Genomic DNA, 17,492 nt, shown 5'->3' on the forward strand with positions numbered 1-17,492 from the left:
GCGGGGCCCCCCCCCCCCCCCCCGGCCCGCCGGGTCGCAGTTTTTTACGCGCCCGGGGGGCCGCCGGGGGGGGGGGCGGCGCCCGCCGCCGGGGGGGGGGGGCCCGGGGCGCGGGTCTGTGGTCGGTACCGCCGTCACCGTCTGGGCCTGGGGACGGTGACGGCGGTACCGACGACGGGGCGGACGGCCGCGGCCGGGGAGGGCGGCCGCCCGGGTCACTTCGCGAGGAAGGCGAGCAGCGCGGCGTTCACTTCCTCGGCGTGGGTCCACAGCAGGCCGTGCGGCGCGCCCTCGATCTCCACGTAGTCGGCGGAGGGCAGCGCCTTGTGGAACGGCCGAGCGGTGTTCTCGATGGGCAGGGTGCGGTCGCCCGTGCCGTGCAGGATGAGGGCGGGGACGTCGATGCGCGGGATGTCGGCGCGGAAGTCGGTGTACCAGGTGGTCGGCGCGGCCGCGGCGGCGAAGAAACCGCCGCTCGCCGCGACGTTCCAGCTGTTGCGGACGGCCTCCTCGCTGATCCGGGTGCCGAGGTTCTCGTCCAGGTTGTAGAAGTCGTTGTAGAAGCCGGTGTAGAAGGCGTAGCGGTCGGCCTTCACCGCGGCGACGATGCCGTCGAAGAACTCCTGCGGGGCGGCGCCGTCCGGGTTGTCGTCGGTCTTGAGCAGGTACGGCTCCAGGGAGGCCAGAAAGGCGACCTTGGCGACGCGGGCGGAGCCGTACGTGGACACGTACCGGGCGACCTCGCCGGTGCCCATCGAGAAGCCGACCAGCACGGCGTTCTGGACGTCGAGGGTCTCCAGCACCGTGTTGAGGTCCGCGGCGAAGGTGTCGTAGTCGTAGCCGGTGGTCGGCTGGGAGGACTGGCCGAAGCCGCGGCGGTCGTACGTGATCACCCGGTAGCCGGCGTCGAGCAGCGCGGCGCTCTGGCGCTCCCAGGAGTGCCCGCTCAGCGGGAACCCGTGGATCAGGACGACCGGCTGCCCGGTGCCGTGATCCTCGTAGTAGAGGTCGATGGAGGTGGAGTTCTCCTGGCCAACGGTGATGAACGGCATGGGCTTTCCCTATCTTTCGGGCAGCGTGTGGGCTGCGGTGGGTCACACGCTAGGGGCGTCCGGCGCCGGCTTGTTGCCTCTGAGAGCACCCGATGTCGTCCCAGAGCGCTATGGATGGACCCACCCGGGGGCGGGGCAGGTGGCGGGAGATCAACTCCCGGTCCGGTGCGCGGACCGGCTGTGGTCAGTGCGCCGTCGGAACAGCCCCCGGGTCCGCGCGTTCCTAGCCTGGTGATCGAAGAGCCCAGTGATCCGAAGGACTCATTGATGACGACGAATGACACGCCCACCGTCGTGCTCGTGCACGGCGCCTTCGCCGATGCCTCCAGCTTCGCCCGGGTCATCCCCGAACTGCTGGCCGACGGACTGAAGGTGCTGGCGCCAGCCGTGCCCAATCGCAGCCTGGTCGGCGATTCCGCTTACATCGCATCGGTGGTGCGGCGGATTCCCGGGCCGGTCGTGCTGGTCGGGCATTCCTACGGCGGCGCCGTGATCACCGTGGCGGCCGCCGAGGAGAACGTCAAGGCACTGGTGTACCTGGCGGGTTACGCGCTGGAGGAGGGGGAGAGCCTGGGCGAGCTGCAGGGTGGCTTCCCCGACTCCGAGCTCGCCTCCGCCCTCGTGTACACCCCCTTCCCGCTGGAGGGCGGGGACGGCGAGGGCACCGACGTCTCGGTGGAGGTCGACCGCCTTCCGGCCATCTTCGCGGCCGACGTCGACCCCGGGCTGGCCCGGATCCTCGCCGTCACCCAGCGTCCGCTCGCCGCGGCGGCGTTCGGCGAGCCGGCGCCCACCGCCGCGTGGAAGACCAAGCCGTCCTGGGGGATCGTCGCCCGTGCCGACCGGACCCTCAACCCCGACGTCCAGCGGTTCGGCTACCGGCGCGCCGGGGCGACCACCGTCGAGGTGGACTCCTCGCACCTGGTCATGCTCTCCCACCCCGAGTGCGTCGCCGACGTGATCCGCGCGGCCGTCCGGTCCTTGAACAACTGACCACCTTCGACCCCACCCAGCCCCAGGAGCACCATGACCAACCAGCAGCCGCGCCTCCACCAGCACGGTCCCGAGATCCAGGCGTTCGGCACCGTCACCCAGCTGCCGATCGCGCTCTCCCACGACGCCCGGCAGTACTCGTGCCAGCGCCTCAACCGCGTCCTCGCGGACACCCAGTTCCTGTACGCGCTGTACAAGAAGTACCACTGGGGCATGCGCGGGCCGACCTTCTACCAGCTGCACCTGCTCTTCGACAAGCACGCCCAGGAGCAGCTGGCCCTGGTCGACGCGCTCGCCGAACGGGTGCAGACACTCGGCGGTGTCGCGGTGGGCGACCCCCGTCACGCCGCCCAGATCACGGGCGTGCCGCGCCCGCCGGACGGCATCGAGGGCGTGCGGTCGATGCTCTCGGGCCTCCTCGACGCGCACGAGACCATCCTCGCCGACGTCCGCGACGCCGCCACCCGGGTGGCGGTGCTCGGCGACGACGGCACCCAGGACCTCCTGGTCTCCGAGATCATCCGCACCGGCGAGACCCAGGTCTGGTTCCTCGCCGAGCACCTGGTCGTCACCCCCGAGAACGGGGCGTGACCGCGGGCCGGGTCCTTTCGTCGGTGGGCCCGGCCCGCTCTGTGCCGGTCCCGTTCGTCGGCGGGCCCGGCACTTCTCCTCGATCGACGTCCCGGTCGAGCCGGTGCACAGCTGGCTCCGCGAGCAGAGCTTCGTCCTCGTGCCCCGCGGCAGCGAATCCGAACTGATCGACTGGGACGGCGAACTGAGCCGGCTGGTCGGCGGCCGCTGAGGCGGGAACCGTCGGGGGAGACGTGTCACGGGCTCCGCAGACCGTGGACGTTCGACGTGACGCGACTCGGCTGTGCTCGTACCCGAGGACCGGGGTAGAGCACAGCCGGGTCACGTCACGTCGTCGGATCCGGAAAGTCGCCGGGGCCGCCGGCCACAGGGTCCGGCGCACCCCCGCCTGTCGTTCCAGCCGGTGCGGTCGGGTGGCCAGTCCCGCGTGCATGGCGTCCCGCACGGGACCGCTGCGGCCGATCGGCAGGACCTCCCCGCCGTGGAGAGTGGCTGCTGTCGCACCCGTGCCCGCCGAGGGCGCCGGGCCTCAGCCGCGGTAGGTCTCCAGCAGGCGCAGCCAGACCTCGCTGACGGTCGGGTAGGCGGGCACCGCGTGCCAGAGCCGACTGAGCGGCACCTCGGCGGTGACGGCGATGGTCGCTGAGTGCAGCAGCTCCGTGACCCCGGATCCGACGAAGGTGGCTCCCACCACGGTTTCCCGGTCCAGATCGATGACGGTCCTTGCCTGGCCGCGGTATCCGTCGGCGTGCAGTGAGGCCCCCGCCACGTCGCCGATGTTGTAGTCGACGGCCCGCACCCGCAGGCCCCGTGCGATGGCGTCGGCGAGGGTGAGGCCGACCGAGGCCACCTCCGGGTCGGTGAAGACCACCTGGGGCGCGCCGGCCCGGTCGGCGGTCGCGACGCTGCGCCCCCAGGGGGCGGCGTCCAGTTCCCGTCCGGCCGCCCGGTCGGCGATCGCCGAACCGAACACCCGGCCCTGGTACTTGCCCTGATGGGTCAGCAGCGACCGGCGGTTCGCGTCACCGGCGGCGTAGAGCCAGCCGCCGTCCACGCCGACGGCCAGTCCGGTGTCGTCCGCCTCGATCCACCCGCCGGGTTCCAGGCCGACCGTCTCCAGCCCCAGATCGCCCGTCGCGGGGCGTCGCCCGGTGGCGAACAGCACTTCGTCGGCGCGCAGTTCACCGTGCTCCCCGAGGTCCAGGACCACCTCGCGGTCGCGCGTCAGACCGCTCACCGACACCCCGGTCCGTACGTCGACTCCGGACTCCCGAAGGGCGGCGGCGACGAGGTCGCCCGCGAAGGGTTCCATCCGCTGCAGCAGCCCGGACCCCCGGACGAGCAGGGTCACCCGGCTGCCCAGCGCGCTCCAGGCCGCGGCCATCTCCACGGCGACGGCCCCGCCGCCGACGACGGCCAGTCGGGCGGGGACCTCGGCGGCGCTGGTCGCCTCGCGGCTCGTCCACACGCCCGCGCGCTCGATGCCCGGAAGGTCGGGCAGAGCGGCGCGGGTGCCGGTGCAGACCGCCACGGCGTGACGCGCGGTCAGGACGCGGCGGCTTCCGTCGGTGTTGTCCACCACCACGCGCCGCTCACCGTCCAGTCGGCCGTGCCCGCGCACCAGCGTGATCCCGGCGGAGTCCAGCCAGGCCACCTGGCCGTGGTCCTGCCAGTGCGAGGCGAAGCCGTCGCGCCGGCGCAGCACCGCCTCGGCGTCCGGAGCGGCCACGACCGCCTCCCGGGCGCCGCGCAGCCGCTGGGCGTCCCGCAGGGCGGCCGGTGGCCGGAGCATCGCCTTGCTCGGCATGCAAGCCCAGTACGAGCACTCGCCTCCGACGAGTTCCCGCTCCACGATCGCCACGGTCAGCCCGCCGGCCCTCGCGCGATCGGCGAGGTTCTCCCCGGTCGGACCGGCGCCCAGCACCACGACGTCGAATTCCTCGGATCCACTCATCTGTCAGCCGTCTCCTCGTCATCCCCGGGGAACGACGATCGTTCGTAATGGAAATGAGCCGCTGCGGGCGTTCCCGCTTGCCGACGGTCTCGGGCCCCTGGACAGGAGAACTGTCCAGGGGCCCGAGACCGTTCGGTCGCCGCCGCCTCAGGCGCGGTGCAGGGCGAACCGTGTGGCCAGGCCGCCGCCCACACCGGCGACGAGGGCCACGGGCAGCCACCACAGCGGCCAGCGCGCCAGGCCGAGAGCGCCGTCGACCGACCACTGGCCTGGGCCGGTGGCGGTCAGTGCCGCGCCGATGACGATCAGGACGAACGGGAACTCGTACCCGTCGTGCTGAACCCACAGCCCATGGGGCCACTTGACCGTCAGAGCGACGGTCATGACCCCCATGACACCCGCGCCGGCCAGCGGAGTGAGCAGACCGAGGGCCAGCATCAGTCCGGCCCCGACCTGGGTGCCACCGGCGGCAATCGCGGTGAGCTTGCCGCCGCGGAAGCCGTCGCCCCGGAACTCGGCGCTGCCACCCTCCAGGCCGCCGCCGCCGAGGTGGAAGCTGACCTTCTGAACGCCGTGGCCCGCGATCAGCAGACCGGCGACCAGGCGCAGAAGGAGAAGGCCCGTGTTCATGTCGGACTCCGTCGGGTCGGTGCGGTCGGTCAGCCGGCGGCGTGCGGGTCGATCATGGACTGGGCGTAGACCAAGCCCATGCCGTAGGCGCCACCGTGCTCCTTGACCAGCTCGGTCACCGGGACGTAGGTCTCGGTGCGCGCCCAGTCGCGCTGGAGCTCCAGCAGGACCTGGATCCAGGTGACGGGCACGGCGCCGGCGGCGGTCATCCGCTGCAGGGCGTGCTCGTGGGCCAGCGGGCTGACGCCGCCGGAGGCGTCGGCGACGACGTAGACCTCGTAGCCCTGGTCCAGTGCGGAGAGGGCCGGCAGGACGAGGCAGACCTCGGTCCACAGGCCGGAGAGGATGATCTTCTTGCGGCCGGTGGCCTTGACCGCCTCGACCAGGGCCTCGTCCTCCCAGGCGTTCATCGTGGTGCGGTCGATGACCTCCTGGCCGGGGAAGACGGCCTTCAGCTGCGGGAGGATCGGGCCGGAGAAGGACTCGGCGGCGACGGTGGACAGCACGGTCGGCACGTTGAAGATCTTGGCGGCCTTGGCCAGGCCGACGGTGGCGTTGATGATGGCGGTGCGGTCGCCGCTGCCGGTGCCGAAGAACATCTGCGGCTGGTGGTCGACGAACAGCATCATCGCGTTGTCGGGGGTGAGCAGGTCCGGGCTCGGGGCGGCGTGGACGTTGGCGAAGTCGACCATGGGTCTTCTCTTTCCTCGTGAATGCAGGGAGTTGACACTGCGTTGGCGCTTCCCGGATCGACGGGGCGCCTCGTTCGACGACGTTAGTCCGCGGTGGCCCGGGGTTCTGCTCGCTGTGCGCCCTGGATTGTTCCGACAACGCACGGCCGACGGACACCGGGCCGGCCGACCGCTCCAGTGCGCTGCGAGGCAATCGGTCATGCGCTGCGGAAGTCCTTCGGGCGCCGTTGGCTGCCTAGGTTTCGCAGGGTGGCCCCGTCGGGCCGCGATCAGCCAGCGGAAAGGCGGCAACCCATGCAGTTCGGGATATTCAGCGTCGGCGACGTGACCGTCGACCCGACCACGGGACGGGAGCCGAGCGAGCGCGAACGGATCAAGGCGATCCTGGCCATCGCGCTCAAGGCGGAGGAGGTCGGACTCGACGTCTTCGCCATGGGCGAGCACCACAACCCGCCGTTCGTCCCGTCCTCGCCGACGACCATGCTCGGCTGGATCGCCGCGAAGACCGAGCGGATCATCCTCTCCACCGCGACCACGCTGATCACCACCAACGACCCGGTGAAGATCGCCGAGGACTACGCGATGCTGCAGCACGTCGCCGACGGCCGCGTCGACCTGATGCTCGGGCGAGGGAACACCGGCCCGGTCTACCCGTGGTTCGGCCAGGACATCCGCCAGGGCATCCCGCTCGCGGCCGAGAACTACGCGCTGCTGCATCGGCTGTGGCGCGAGGACGTGGTCGACTGGGAAGGCCGCTTCCGCACCCCGCTGCAGGCCTTCACCGCCACGCCCCGCCCGCTGGACGGTGTGCCGCCGTTCGTCTGGCACGGCTCGATCCGCAGCCCCGAGATCGCCGAACAGGCCGCGTACTACGGGGACGGCTTCTTCCACAACAACATCTTCTGGCCCCAGGAGCACACCCGGCGGATGGTCGAGCTCTACCGCGCCCGCTTCGCCCACCACGGCCACGGCACGCCCGAGCAGGCGATCGTCGGCCTCGGCGGGCAGGTGTTCATGCGGAAGAACTCCCAGGACGCGGTGCGGGAGTTCCGTCCGTACTTCGACAACGCACCGGTCTACGGGCACGGCCCCTCGCTGGAGGAGTTCACCGAGCAGACCCCGCTGACCGTCGGCAGTCCGCAGGAGGTCATCGAGCGCACCCTCGGCTTCCGGGAGGCCGTCGGCGACTACCAGCGCCAGCTGTTCCTCATGGACCACGCCGGCCTGCCGCTGAAGACCGTGCTGGAGCAGCTCGACATCCTCGGCGAGGAGGTCGTGCCGGTACTCCGCGAGGAGTTCGCCAAGGGCCGGCCCGCGACCGTTCCCGACGCCCCCACCCACACCGCCCTCCGGGACAACGTCCCCACCGCCTCCTGACCAGGACGGAGTCCCCCATGGAACCGACCTCTCCGATCACGCTCGCCGTGGTCTCGGGTGGGCTCGGCCTGCCCTCCTCCACCCGGCTGCTGGCGGACCGCCTCACCGAAGCCACCTCCGCCCAACTGGCCAGCGCCGGCCGTGAAGTCCGGGTGCGCCTGTACGAACTGCGCCCACTGGCGACCCCCATCTCGCACCACCTGCTCTCCGGCTTCCCCACGCAGGCACTGGGCGGGGCGCTGGAGGAGGTGAGCACGGCCGACGCGCTGATCGCCGTGTCCCCGATCTTCTCGGCCTCCTACAGCGGACTGTTCAAGTCGTTCTTCGACCTGGTCGAACCCGGCGCCCTGGCGGGCAAACCGGTGCTTATCGGCGCGACGGGCGGCACCGCGCGCCACTCCCTGGCCCTGGAACACGCGATGCGCCCGCTCTTCGCCTACCAGCGCGCGCTCGTCGCACCGACCGCCGTCTTCGCGGCCTCCGAGGACTGGGGCGGTACGGGCGACACGCACACCGACAGCCTGCCGGCGCGGATCGAACGGGCCGGGGGAGAGCTCGCGGCGCTGGTCCTCGCGGCCCTGGCGAATCCGCGGCCGACCGACGGTCCGGCAGTGACCCCCTCCGCGCTCGGCTTCCACTGACCCCGCGCACACCCTCGACGCCCACCGCCGAACGCCACCGAACGAAGGGACCTCCCTTGTCCACCATGCCCGTCGCCGGAGTTCGCCCCGGTGCCCCCGACCAGCCCGCCGACCTCGTCGTCCGCAACGCCAAGGTGTACACCAACGACCCGCGCCGCCCCCAGGCCACCGCCGTGGCCATCCGCGACGGCCGGATCCAGGCGGTGGGTGACGACGCGGACGTCGTGCCGCTGGTCGGCCCCGGCACCCGGGTAGTCGACGCGCTCGGCCGCCGGGCCGTTCCCGGGCTCAACGACGCGCACCTGCACGTCATCCGCGGTGGCCTCAACTACGTGATGGAGCTGCGCTGGGACGGCGTTCGGACGCTGCGCGAGGCACTGGCCATGCTCAAACTCCAGGCCGAGCGCACCCCGCCCGGCCAGTGGGTGCGGGTCGTCGGCGGCTGGTCGGCCGACCAGTTCGCCGAGCGGCGCCTTCCCACCCTGGCCGAGCTCAACGCCGCGGCGCCCGACACCCCCGTCTTCGTGCTGCACCTGTACCAGTCGGCCCTGCTCAACAAGGCCGCGCTGCGTGCCGCCGGCTTCACCCGGGACACGCCCGACCCGGCCGGCGGCCAGATCGTGCGCGGACACGACGGCGAGCCCACCGGCCTGCTGATCGCCGCCCCCGGAGCCCTGCTGCTCTACTCCACCCTGGCCAAGGCGCCGATGCTGGACGAGGCGGACCGCATCGGCTCCACCCGGCACTTCCTGCGCGAGCTGAACCGCTTCGGCCTCACCTCCGCGATCGACGCCGCCGGCGGCTTCCAGAGTTTCCCCGAGAACTACGGCACCGTCATGGAGCTCGCCCGCCGCGGCGAGCTGAGCCTGCGCATCGCCTACCACCTCTTCCCGCAGACCGCGGGGCAGGAGCTGGACGACCTCACCCGCTGGGTCAACACCGTGCGCCCGGGGGAGGGCGACGAGTGGCTGCGCCTCAACGGCGCGGGGGAGAACCTCACCTGGGCCGCCGCCGACTTCGAGAACTTCACTGAGCCCCGGCCGCAGCTGGGCGCCTACGAGAGTGAGTTCGAGAAGGCCGTCCGCCTGCTGATGGAGAACGGCTGGGGCTTCCGCCTGCACGCCACCTACGACGAGACCATCCGCCGCGACCTCGCCGTCTTCGAGAAGCTCGCCGCCGAGGGCCTCTTCCCGCAGGGCAACCGCTGGCTCTTCGACCACGCCGAAACGGTCAGTCCGGACAGCCTCGACCGCATCGCCGCTCTGGGCGGAGCCGTCTCCGTCCAGAACCGCCTCTCCTTCCAGGGCGAGGCCTTCGTCTCCCGCTACGGCGCCCCGGCCGCCGCCGAGGCGCCGCCGCTGCGCGCGATGCTGGACCGCGGACTGACCGTCGCGGCGGGCACCGACGCCACCCGGGTCTCCTCCTACAACCCCTGGGTCGCCCTGCACTGGCTGGTCTCCGGCCGGGCCGTCAGTGGGCGGCGCCTCGCCGCCGAGCACAACCGGCTCAGCCGCGAGCAGGCCCTGGAGCTCTACACCCTCGGCGGTGCCCGCCTCACCGGTGAGGAGGAGATCAAGGGCCGTCTGACGGTGGGCAATTACGCGGACCTCGCGCTGCTCAGCGCCGACTACTTCGCCGTGCCCGAGGCCGACATCCCGCACATCGAGGCCGTCCTCACCGTCGTCGGCGGGCGCATCGTCCACGCCGCCCAGGAGCACGAGGGCCTGGCGCCCGAGCTGCCCGAGGCGTCGCCGTCCTGGAGCCCGGTCACCCGCTTCGGCGGCTACCACGCCACCCCCGCCCCCGGCCTGGCCGCCGGCGTCCTCCAGGCCGAGGGCGTGCTGGAGGTCGTTGCGGCCTCCGGCGAGCAGCAGGCCTGGCGCGCGGCCCGCGGCCTCGCCTTGCCGGGGCAGTCGCAGGTGCCGATGGACCCCTGCTTCTTCTGACGTCAGTCAATTCAGCCAGGGGGCACCGCCGGACCATGGCGGTGCCCCCCACCCGCATTCCCCCCATCGCCCGAGGAGTCGTCGTGACCACGCCCGCAGCCGGATCCCGCACCGCACCCCCACCGCCGGTGCCCGGACCGAAGATCCACGACCGCCACCCGCTCGCACTGGCCCTGTTCGGCCTCACCATCGTCAGCGGCCTGATCGACGCCGTGAGCTACCTCGGCCTCGGCCACGTCTTCACCGCGAACATGACCGGCAACGTCGTCGTCATCGCCTTCGCCCTCGCCGGAGCGCCCGGCTTCTCCGTGACCGGCTCACTGACCTCTCTCGCCGCATTCCTCCTCGGCGCGCTCCTGGCCGGCCGGCTCGCCACCCGACACGCCGGAACCCGGCGCCCCGCACAGCTGCGCACGGTCTTCGTCCTGGAGGTCGCGTTGTACGCCGTGGCCGCCGCCGTCGTCTTCGCGTGGAGCACCGAGGGGTCCGCGCAGTACGTGGTGATCGCGCTGCTCGCCCTGGCGATGGGCATCCGCAACGGCACCGTCCGTGGCCTCGGCATCCCGGACCTCACCACCACCGTGCTCACCCTCACCCTCACCGGACTGGCCGCCGACTCCCGCCTCGCCGGCGGCACCGCCCCCCGTCAGCGCCGGAAGGTCCTCTCCGTCGTCACCATGCTCGCCGGCGCCGCCCCGGGCGCCGTGCTCGTGCTGCACGGGCAGGTCGCCTGGGCCCTGGTCGCCAGCGCCGTCCTGGCCGGCGGCACCCTCCTGCTCTACCGCGAGTGACCGACGCCCCGGCGCCGCCTGCCGCAGTCGGTCCGTCACGACCTCGGTGCGCGTGCGCGACGGCCTGCGCGCACAGGTCAGATGGCATGCGTTGCGAGACGAATCCGCAGCGTGCGAACGCCGCGGTCCTGGCGGTCTGGCACAGGTGCACCACCACGCCCGGGTGCTCCGCGCGCAGGGCGGCCGCCTTCGGTGAGCGGGGCGAGGCTCGCCGTGAGCGCGAAGGGCAGGCCCGGTCCGTCTGCCGCGCATGTCCCGTTCGAACCGCCTGCGCGGCGTTCGCCGTGCGTACCGGCGAGCCCTTCGGGATCTGGGGAGGTCTCACCGAGGCTGACCGCGACGCAGCCCGATCAGGCTGAGGTCCCTTGTCCCACGCCGGTTCATCCGAGAACAACACGAAGCGGGGCCCACCAGGACGGTGGGCCCCGCTTCGCTGTCGGTCGGTCGAGTTCAGGTCTGCTCGTCACTCGTCACGATGGTGCGCCGCCATCGCGTGGGTGACGGCGGGCTCCCGGGTGAGCAGCTCGCGGGCGTCGGCCTCGAAGGCACGGTCGGTGCCGGTGTAGCGCCCGTGGTGCTGGGCGCAGTGCTCCGACCAGGACGTCACGGTGAACGTCTCGACGAACTGCTCCGGTAGGGCGGCGTCCCGGTACAGGCCCCAGGTGACGGCGCCCGTCCGGCGTCGGGAGGATTCCACCTTCCGCATCGCCGCGACGAACGCCGGAACCCGCTCCGCCCGCACCTCGTAGGTCACCGTGACCAGGACCGGCCCGTCCCCCGGTGCCGGCTCGACCACCAACCGGGGTTCGGACCACGCCTCCGACAGCGTCGGATCGGCCCGACCGCCGAGAAGGGGCAGCCGCCGCAGGGACAGCACCCCGCCGAGGAGGACCAGCGCCGCCAGGGACATCGCCACGGATACGCCCGCGTGCTGCGCCACCTGTCCCCAAACCAGCGAACCGACGGCGTTGCCACCCTGGAAGACGAGCAGGTAGAAGGCCGAGCCGCGGGCCCGCACCCAAGCGGGCAGGGCGACCTGCAAGCCCGCGTTCAACGTGGACAGTGCCGTGATCCACGCCGCTCCCGCCAGGACCAGGGCCAGGAAGGCGACGGGCACGCTCGCGCTGACGGCCAGGGTCACCAGCGCGCCCGCGAAGACTGCCCCGGCGAGCGCCAGCGCGCCGTCTCCACCGACCCGTCGCGACAGCGTCGGCAGGACCGCCGCTCCCGCGACCGCGCCCAGCCCTACGGCGCCCAGGAGGACGCCGTATCCGGCCGCACCGAGGCCGAGGGACTGGTGGGCGGACACCGGCAGCAGCGCCCACAGGGCGGAGGCGCCGGGCACGAACAGGCTGCTGCGCAGCAGGATCCGGCGGACCCGGGGCGCGCTGCGTACGTACCGGCCGCCGGCGCGCAGGGCCGCGATCAGGTGCTCGCGCTCCTGACCCGGCTGCGGAGCCCGTGCCCGGCCGCCCGGCCGCCACGTCGCCAGCACCGCCAGGATCGCGAGGAAGGACGCGGCGTTGACGGCGAAGGTCCAGCCGACCCCGAGGGCGGCGACGAGGACCCCGCCGAGGGCCGGGCCGACGGCGCGCGCCAGGTTCATGTTCACGGCCCCCAGCGCGGCGGCCTGGCGCAACTCCTCCCGCGGGACGAGCGAGGGCTGCACCGCCTGCCAGGCCGGGCCGTTGAGCGCGTTCCCGCAGCCCAGGAGGAACGTGAGGGCCAGCAGCGTCCAGGGCCCGAGCACTCCCGTGAAGGCCAGCGCGGCCAGCACCGCGGCCACCACTGCCATGACGGCCTGCATCACCAGCAGGAGGCGGCGCCGGTCCACGAGATCCGCGAGGACCCCGGCCGGCAGGGCGAGGAAGAGCACCGGCAGGCCTGCCGCCAGTTGGACCATGGACACTTGGGCCGCGCCGTGTCCGAGCAGCAGCCACTGCGCACCGACGGTCTGCATCCAGCTGCCGACGTTCGAGGTGAACTGGGCCAGCCAGAGGTCGCGGAAGACGCGTTGGCGCAGTGGCGACCAGGCCGAACCGTCCGCGGTGCCGGCCTGTTCGCCGTTGGTCCCGGTCATCGACGTACCACCCGCTCGCTTCGTTGCACTTCGTGGACCGGAGGCCCGACGACGCGACGGTAAGGTGGGCGGTCGGCGTCGTGGGGCGGTCCCGGGAGAGCCCTCGTTCCCCGTCCCAGGAACGCTAGGGCCGAACCGTGTCGACGGCTTGATCTTCAGCGCACATCGTTGTGCTGAACCTGCACGCCCGCGGAAGTGCGACACCGGACACAGGGCGTGCACTCCGCCGATGTCCGTCCCGGTGCGGTGGATGCTCCTGGGGAGGTCAGGCGGCGTCGCTGCCCGGCAGCGCGGGTGCGCCTGGCCGCCTGCTCCGCCACTCGCTCGGCGTGACGCCGTAGGCGGCGCGGAAGGCCCGGCTGAAGTGCCCGGCGTTACTGAAGCCGTGGCGCCGGGCCACCTCGGCGAGTGTCGGGCCGAACCGTCCGTGCCGTTCCAGGGCGCGGGCGCACGCCTCAAGGCGACGCTGCTGGATCAGCCGGGTGACCGTCAGCTCCTCGCCCTGGAAGAGGCGGTGGAGGTAGCGGACGGAGATGCGAAGCGTGCTGGCCACGGACTCCGGGCCCAGATCCGGGTCGCCCAGGTGGTCGTCGACGTAGGCGTGGACCCGCGACACCAGGTGCTCCCGGGCCGTCGCCGGTTCCCGTTCCCGCTCCTCGTCGAAGGCGATCGCATCCACGAGGTCCGCCACGTGTCCGGCCAGGCGCTCGGCGGCCGTCGGACCGAAGTGGGCCGCATCGCTGAGCACGCGGGTCAGCAGCAGGCCCAGCGTCGTCACCGCTGCGCCGTCGGAGTGGAGCGTCGACCCGGCCAGACGCGAGAGCATCCTCCGACCGCCCTGGGTGCGCTGCGGTAGCTGGATGAGGTGCAGCCGGAACGGTTGCGGGAAGTTCAGCGCGAAGGGCCGTGCCAGGTCCACCACGATGATCTCGGTTGATCCCGGTCGGCAGGAGACGCCGGCCTGCGTGAGGACCGCCTCTCCCTGGACGCACATGCCGAGCGCGAAGCGTTCGCCCGACTCCGGACGGCACAGGCTCGGTGGGCGGCTGATCCGCTGCGGTCCGGCGTCCAGTGACACGGTCCGCATGTAGCCGAGAGGGTGGGACCGGACCTGGCCGAGCAGCGAACTCGGCGCCTGCGCCGTCACCTTGACCGGGGCGAGCACGCGGGACAGCGCGTCGCTCCAGACGTCGTGGCGCGAGGCCTCGGGGAATTCTCCGGTGTCCAGGACGAGGGTCATGTGGCTCCCCAGCTTCCAGTCGTCGCATGACCGATCACCCGTTGTCGCGATCCACGTCCGTGGGGGCCGGTCTCCTTCCGAAACCAGCGTCTCCTGGCGGGACCGCCCACCTGGTCGTGGCGGCTCTGATCGGGCATCGAGTGCTCGAAGCTGTGCACGCTCAGGCATGTATCGATCTTGACTTTGTTTATGGTTCAACTAAAGTCTGGGAGAAGCCACTCAAGGAGGCCCACGATGGACCAGCGCGTGACAGACAACCGCGACCAGTCGCGTTTCGAGGTGTTCGACGGCGAGGAGCTCGCCGGCTTCGCGGAGTACCACCGCTTCGGTGACGAGATCGCGTTCATCCACACCGAGATCGACCCGCGGTTCGGAGGCCGCGGGCTGGGCGGCGTCCTGGCACGCGCGGCCCTGGACGCCGCCCGGGAGCAGGGTCTCGCGGTCCTGCCCTACTGCCCGTTCATCCGCGGCTGGATCACCAAGCACCCCGACTACGCGGACCTGGTTCCCGCGTCGCACCGTGCGCGGTTCGGTCTGTGACCGTCCCGGAACCGGACGTCGGCCGCCGCCAAGGCCCTCGCTGAGGGTGGACGGGACGGCCGGAGCGTCGTAGACCTGCGTGGTCCTCGCCGGCTCCGGCCTGGCATTGGTGACCGCCGCGGTGGTCACCGATGTCGTCACCCGAAGAGTCAGTCGGAGTGGCCGAAGCCGCCCGTCACTTCCGAGAGGGCGTCCCGGAGCTGGGCTCGGGACTTGACGCCGAGCTTCGGGAAGATCTTGTGGAGGTGGTATCCGACCGTGCGTGGCGAGAGGTAGAGCCGTGAGGCGATGTCCCGGTTGGTGAGCCCCTGTGCCGCCAACTCGGCTATCTGCAGTTCCTGCGGTGTCAGATCGGCCTTCGCTGCCTGCTCCGAGCCTTGGGGGACGGAGGCGCCCGCGGCGCGCAGTTCCGCCGTGGCGCGGTCGGCCCACGGGCGGGCGCCGAGACGCCCGAACGTTTCCAGTGAGGCGCCCAACAGCTGGCGTGCCTCGGTCGAGCGCCGCCGGCGGCGCAGCCATTCGCCGAAGTCGAGCTGGGCGAGGGCGCGTTCGAAGGGCCACCGGCCCCCTGTGGGATCGGCCAGGGCGGAGCGGAAGTGCTGCTCGGCGGCCTCGTCGGTCTCGCTGACCAGGGCCGCGGCGCGTCGCAGGATGGTGTGCACGCGGGGCGACAGGTCGCTGCCGAGCGAGCGTTGCGTGGCCTCCAGCACGGTGCGGGCGTCGTCGGACCGCCCGGCCCGGGCCGCCGCGGCGGCGAGATCGGCCAGGTAGTAGACGGACGCGTGGTGGTGGACCGGGGCGGGCCGGTAGTCGTGGGTGAACGCGTTGCGGAGCTCCGCGTAGGCGCCCTCGTGGTCGCCCTCCACCGTCTTGGCCATGCCCAGCGCGTAGTGGTAGCGGGCCGGCAGATTGCGGACCTTGCGCAGATCCACCCCGCACAGTGCGTCCTGGGCCCGGGCGCAGGCGGCCTCGTGGTCGCCCCGGAAGGCGCCGATGGTGGCCTGCAGGATGAGGGAACTGAGGGTGACGTTGGCCGCGCCGGCCTCGGTGGCCATCCAGTACGCGTCCTCGGTCGTGGCCAGCGCCGCTGCCCAGGCGCCCGACTCGCAGTGCGCGAGTGCCAGGGCCTGCGCGGTGGTGGCGTTCGCTCCGGCGGTGCCGGCGCGTCGCAGGAGGTCCATCGTGCGGCCCAGTATTCGGGTCGCCTCGTCCGTCTCGTCGAGTACCCAGGCCGCGCCACCGAGCATGGTCAGCTCGGAGATCGAGTCCGGCGACGCGACCGACAGGGCCCGGTGGAACAGGTCGAGGGCCTGACGGCGGCTTCTGTGCGGCCGGGTGGCCGCCAGGATCCAGGCCCGGTCGGTGAGGTCCCCCTCCTCGTGGATCAGATTCCCGATGCGCAGCAGCTCGTCGCCGTGGAACGGGTCGCCCGTGTAGTACGCGAAGGTCGAGGCGGTGCCGAGGGCGGTGAGGGCGAGCGCGGGCGCGAGGTCGGCCATGGACTCGCCGACGGACAGCAGGGCCGTCAGCCCCTCCTGGTGCCGCAAGGGCAGGCCGAGGGCCCATCCCCTCAGGTACTTGGCCTCGGCCCGGGCGACCGGGTCCTGGGTCAGGCCGTCGATGCGTGCCGTGAGCTCTCCCACCCACTGCGGGTGCCCCGCGTGAAGCCCCGATTTCGCCGCGGCCAGCAGGCGCCGTGAGCGCAGCTCGGGGTCGGAGGTGAGCTCGGCCGCGCGTTCCAGAGCGGCCACCGCGGCCGCGAGGCCGCCCCGACTGCGGGCCCGCTCGGCGGTCGCGGCCAGGGCGTCGGCCACGGCGTCGTCCTGGCCGGGGGTCGCGGCGGCCAGGTGCCAGGCCCGGCGGTCGGGTTCGGCCTCGAAGGCCACCGCCAGGGCCAGGTGCGCTGCCCGGCGTTCGGCGAACGTCGCCGCCTGGTAGACGGCGGAACGCACCAGTGGGTGGCGCAGCAGCACCTGCCCGCCGTCGATCCGCAGGAGTCCGGCGTGCTCGGCCGGCAGCAGGGCCGAGATCACGTCACACCCGGAGGCCGCCCGCAGGATGTCCGCGAGTTGCGTCGTTCCGGCGGCCGCGACCAGGAGCAGCGCGGTGCGGGTGTCCTCCGGCAGCTCCGGGAGCTCGGCGGCGAACAGGTCCTCCAGCCGGCGGGTGAGCGGCAGCGTCTGCGCCGCCCCCAGGTGGCCGGTTCCCCTGGCGACGGCCCGGGACAGTTCGATCAGCGCGAGGGGGTTGCCGACTGCTTCCTGGAGCACCTGTGCCCGGGCCCGTCCGGTCGGCGGGACCGGCTGGGCGTCCAGGAGCAGCCCGGCGTCCGCGCGGGCCAGGGGACCGGCGACGAGGTGGGGGAAGTCGCGGTCGAACCGACCGGGCACGGATGCCTCGCGCGAGGCCAGCAGCATGACCGCGGCCTCCCCGTCGAGCCTGCGGGCGACGAAGGCCAGGATGTCCAGGGATCCGTGGTCCAGCCACTGGACGTCGTCGACCACGAGCAGCAGGGGCTGCCTGGCGGCCGCCTCCGTGATGAGCGTGACCACGCCGACGCACAGGTGCAGCGGATCGCCGGGTGCCGCTCCTTCGCGGTCGAGTTCGCTGTCGAGCGCGAAGGCGGAGCGCAGAGCCGCGCGCTGTCGCTCGGGCAGGTCGTCGAGGCCGCTCAGCAGCGGGTGGAGCAGCTGGTGCAGCCCGGCGAGTGCGAGCCCCCTCTCCCCCTCACTGCCCCGGACGTGCAGGGTGTGCAGTCCCCGGGCGCCGCCCTGCTCGGCGGCCCATTCGATCAGTGTGCTCTTCCCCGCGCCCGGCTCCCCGGTCAGGACCAGAACATGGGAACCCTCGCCCCGTACGGCATCGAGAAGGCCGCCGATCCGGGCCAGCTCCGACTCACGGCCGAAGATCGCTGACGAGGCCGACCCGTTCGTGCCCGCGTTCACCATTGCTTCCCGTTCTGCCA

15 protein-coding genes are annotated in these 17,492 nt (G+C 72.6%); 8 read left to right on the top strand and 7 right to left on the bottom strand.

The genetic code is table 11. From position 1 onward, the window contains the following. Positions 1-215: 215 nt before the first annotated feature. Positions 216-1,052 (bottom strand): alpha/beta fold hydrolase, encoded by an 837-nt coding sequence (locus ACH4J0_RS31670; RefSeq protein ID WP_396244255.1) that lies wholly within the window; start codon positions 1,050-1,052, stop codon positions 216-218. Between the two features lie 267 nt (positions 1,053-1,319). On the opposite strand from ACH4J0_RS31670, the gene ACH4J0_RS31675 reads away from it, so the two are divergent. Together ACH4J0_RS31675 and ACH4J0_RS31680 are read left to right on the top strand one after the other, a co-directional pair. Continuing rightward, the gene (locus ACH4J0_RS31675; RefSeq protein ID WP_396244257.1) at positions 1,320-2,045 is read left to right on the top strand and encodes an alpha/beta fold hydrolase; all 726 of its coding nucleotides are present in this window, start codon (positions 1,320-1,322) and stop codon (positions 2,043-2,045) included. Positions 2,046-2,078: 33 nt separating this feature from the next. After that, positions 2,079-2,636 carry a Dps family protein gene (locus ACH4J0_RS31680; protein WP_396244259.1) on the top strand — a complete coding sequence of 186 codons (558 nt, stop codon included), beginning with the start codon at positions 2,079-2,081 and terminating at the stop codon, positions 2,634-2,636. A gap of 529 nt (positions 2,637-3,165) precedes the next feature. Here ACH4J0_RS31680 and ACH4J0_RS31685 read toward each other — a convergent pair. The 3 genes from ACH4J0_RS31685 to ACH4J0_RS31695 form a co-directional block, all read right to left on the bottom strand. Next, positions 3,166-4,590, bottom strand: coding sequence for a dihydrolipoyl dehydrogenase family protein (locus tag ACH4J0_RS31685; RefSeq protein ID WP_396244260.1), 1,425 nt, complete (start codon positions 4,588-4,590; stop codon positions 3,166-3,168). A gap of 147 nt (positions 4,591-4,737) precedes the next feature. Further along, positions 4,738-5,220 (bottom strand): DoxX family protein, encoded by a 483-nt coding sequence (locus tag ACH4J0_RS31690; RefSeq protein WP_396244262.1) that lies wholly within the window; start codon positions 5,218-5,220, stop codon positions 4,738-4,740. Between the two features lie 29 nt (positions 5,221-5,249). Beyond that, on the bottom strand, positions 5,250-5,912 hold the full coding sequence (locus ACH4J0_RS31695; protein WP_396244265.1) for a hydrolase: 663 nt from the start codon (positions 5,910-5,912) through the stop codon (positions 5,250-5,252). Positions 5,913-6,206: 294 nt separating this feature from the next. Between ACH4J0_RS31695 and ACH4J0_RS31700 the strand changes: the two genes are divergently transcribed. From ACH4J0_RS31700 to ACH4J0_RS31720, 5 genes are all read left to right on the top strand, one after another. Then, positions 6,207-7,289 (top strand): LLM class flavin-dependent oxidoreductase, encoded by a 1,083-nt coding sequence (locus ACH4J0_RS31700; protein WP_396244267.1) that lies wholly within the window; start codon positions 6,207-6,209, stop codon positions 7,287-7,289. A 17-nt stretch (positions 7,290-7,306) separates the two neighbouring features. Then, positions 7,307-7,930, top strand: a complete 624-nt coding sequence (locus ACH4J0_RS31705) for an FMN reductase (RefSeq protein ID WP_396244269.1) — start codon at positions 7,307-7,309, stop codon at positions 7,928-7,930. A 65-nt stretch (positions 7,931-7,995) separates the two neighbouring features. Next, positions 7,996-9,876, top strand: a complete 1,881-nt coding sequence (locus ACH4J0_RS31710; RefSeq protein WP_396244364.1) for an amidohydrolase — start codon at positions 7,996-7,998, stop codon at positions 9,874-9,876. A gap of 83 nt (positions 9,877-9,959) precedes the next feature. Then, a complete protein-coding gene (locus tag ACH4J0_RS31715; protein ID WP_396244271.1) occupies positions 9,960-10,667 on the top strand; it encodes a YoaK family protein in 708 nt (235 codons plus the stop codon). 86 nt (positions 10,668-10,753) lie between these two features. Continuing rightward, positions 10,754-11,026: a WhiB family transcriptional regulator gene (locus ACH4J0_RS31720; protein WP_396244273.1), complete on the top strand. Its 273-nt coding sequence runs from the start codon at positions 10,754-10,756 to the stop codon at positions 11,024-11,026. Between the two features lie 104 nt (positions 11,027-11,130). Here ACH4J0_RS31720 and ACH4J0_RS31725 read toward each other — a convergent pair whose 3' ends face one another. Then, entirely contained in the window at positions 11,131-12,747 is a 1,617-nt protein-coding gene (locus ACH4J0_RS31725) for an MFS transporter (protein ID WP_396244276.1), read from the bottom strand. Between the two features lie 265 nt (positions 12,748-13,012). Further along, positions 13,013-13,987, bottom strand: coding sequence for a helix-turn-helix domain-containing protein (locus ACH4J0_RS31730; RefSeq protein WP_396244277.1), 975 nt, complete (start codon positions 13,985-13,987; stop codon positions 13,013-13,015). 189 nt (positions 13,988-14,176) lie between these two features. Here ACH4J0_RS31730 and ACH4J0_RS31735 point away from each other — a divergent pair, with 189 nt between their 5' ends. Then, positions 14,177-14,527 (top strand): GNAT family N-acetyltransferase, encoded by a 351-nt coding sequence (locus ACH4J0_RS31735; RefSeq protein WP_396244279.1) that lies wholly within the window; start codon positions 14,177-14,179, stop codon positions 14,525-14,527. A 149-nt stretch (positions 14,528-14,676) separates the two neighbouring features. On the opposite strand, the gene ACH4J0_RS31740 is transcribed toward ACH4J0_RS31735, so the two are convergent. Then, positions 14,677-17,475 (bottom strand): ATP-binding protein, encoded by a 2,799-nt coding sequence (locus tag ACH4J0_RS31740; RefSeq protein WP_396244281.1) that lies wholly within the window; start codon positions 17,473-17,475, stop codon positions 14,677-14,679. Between the last annotated feature and the right edge of the window lie 17 nt (positions 17,476-17,492).

Source organism: Kitasatospora sp. NPDC017646, assembly GCF_044329365.1.
In the GTDB taxonomy this organism is placed as follows: domain Bacteria; phylum Actinomycetota; class Actinomycetes; order Streptomycetales; family Streptomycetaceae; genus Kitasatospora.